Annotated in this window: 1 protein-coding gene; it reads left to right on the top strand. The window is 76.5% G+C overall.

What is annotated here, in order from left to right; all coding sequences use genetic code 11:
• The coding region (locus tag AOK23_RS46385) for a non-ribosomal peptide synthetase (protein WP_055717893.1) at window positions 1-2,131 on the top strand (2,131 nt) is incomplete at both ends.

Raw genomic sequence — 2,131 nt, 5'->3', positions numbered from 1 at the left:
GCCCGGATCACCCCCACCGCCCCCGCGGTCAGCGGCCGCGACGGCACCATCGACTACCGGGCCCTCGACGCCTGGGCCCGGCGCATCGCCGCCCGGCTCACCGAGTCGGGCGTGGGCCGGGGCAGCCGGGTCGCCGTCCTGGTGGAACCGTCCACCGCGATGGTGGCCGCCGTCCTGGGCGTCCTCAAGGCCGAGGCGGCGTACGTACCCGTGGACCTGGCCCACCCCGACCGGCGCATCGCCGGCGTCCTCACCGACGCCCGGGTCGGCGCGGCCGTGGTCACCGGGTCCGCGGCCGGCCGTCTCACCGGGCTCGGCCTGCCGCTGGTACGGGTCGAGGACACTGCCGGGCCCACCGGGGAGCGCGACACCGCGCGCACCGCCGGGGCGGGCGAGGACGCCGAGGACGGCGACGAGGAGCCGGCCACCGGGGCCGTACCCCCGGATGCCACCGTGGCCGCCCCGGCGGATGCCACCGCGCCGGTCTGCGCGGAGGCCACCGCGTCCGTCCAGGCATCTGACGTCGGGGCAGCCCATGAATACGCCGTCGACACCGCCCACGCATACGCCGTGGAGGCCGCCGCCGACGGACCGGCGGCGCGGGGCGGGGCCGGACGAGCCGCAGCTGCCGTCGGCGCCACCGGCCGACCCGACGCCACGGGTATCACCGGCGACGACCCCGCCTACCTCATCTACACCTCCGGCAGCACCGGCGAACCGAAGGGAGTCGAGGTCGGGCACCGGCAGTTGGCGTCGTCGACGCTGGCGCGGCGCATGGTCTATCCGGGCCGGCCGGTCTTCCTGCTCGTCTCACCGCTCGCCTTCGACTCGTCCGTCGCCGGGCTGTGGGGCACACTCACCGCCGGCGGGCACCTGGTGGTGGCCGCGCCCGACGAGGTCCGCGATCCCGAGCGGCTGATCGACCTCGTCGAACGGCACGGCGTGACCGGCCTGCTGTGCGTGCCCTCCCTGTACGCCGTCCTGCTCGACGCCGCCGAGCGGGCGGGCATGGAACGGCTGCGCTCCCTGGAGACGGTGACCACGGCGGGCGAGCCGCTCCCCGCCGACCTGATGCGACGTCACTTCGCCCTGCATGCCCGCACGGTGGCACTGGTCAACGAGTACGGGCCCACCGAGGCGACGGTCTGGGCGAGCTACCGCCGGTACGGCGCGCCGGGGCCGGTGACCATCGGGGGCCCCGCCCCCGGCGTACGGCTGTACGTCCTCGACGAGGGAATGCGGCCCGTACCGCGCGGCACCGAGGGCGAGTTGTTCATCGGGGGCGCCGGGGTGGCCCACGGCTACTTCGGGCGTCCCGAGGCCACCGCGAAGGCTTTCCTCGACGACCCCTTCGCGGGGGCGCCCGGCGCACGCATGTACCGCACCGGCGATCTCGTCCGGTGGACCGAGGAGGGCACCCTCGACTTCCTGGGCCGCCGCGACCACCAGGTCAAGATCCGCGGCCATCGCATCGAACTCGGCGCGGTGGAGGCCGCGCTGTGCGAGCAGCCCGGAGTGCGCGAGGCCGTCGTCGTGCCCGACACCCGGGGCACCGCCCTCACCGGGTTCGTGCTCGCGCCCACGCGGCCCGACGCACGGAGCCTGCGGGAGCAGGTGGCCCGTTCGCTGCCCGCACCGATGGTGCCCGCCCGCATCGAGGTACTCGACTCCTTCCCCCGCACCGTCAACGGCAAGGCCGACCGGGCACGGCTGCGCGTCCGCGCGGAGGAGCCGTACCGCGCCGCCGAGGGACCGTACCGCGCCGCCGAGGAGGCGGCGACCGAACAGCCCGCCGCGAAGGGCCGGCCCGCCCCCGACGACGGCCCGGCAGCGGAGGCGCCCGACGGCGGTACGCCCCCGCGTGCGCCCGGCGGCGGTGATCCGTCGGCCGGGGTCGCGGCGGCCTGGGCGGAGGTCCTGAAGGTCACGGACGTGCCCGGCGACGTCAACTTCTTCGACCTGGGCGGTCATTCGCTGGCGATGTTCCAGCTCCAGGACGCCCTGGAGCGGCACACCGGCACGCGCCCCCCGATCGTCGCCCTCTTCCGCCACACCACGGTCTCGGCGCAGGTCGCCCTGATCCGGGACGGCGGGGCCGACGCCGGCGACGCGGAGGCCGACGCCCGGCGCC

Source organism: Streptomyces torulosus, from assembly GCF_001419765.1.
In the GTDB taxonomy this organism is placed as follows: domain Bacteria; phylum Actinomycetota; class Actinomycetes; order Streptomycetales; family Streptomycetaceae; genus Streptomyces; species Streptomyces torulosus.
The sequence above is the reverse complement of the archived record's forward strand: the minus strand, read 5'-3'. Positions and strand labels throughout refer to the sequence as shown.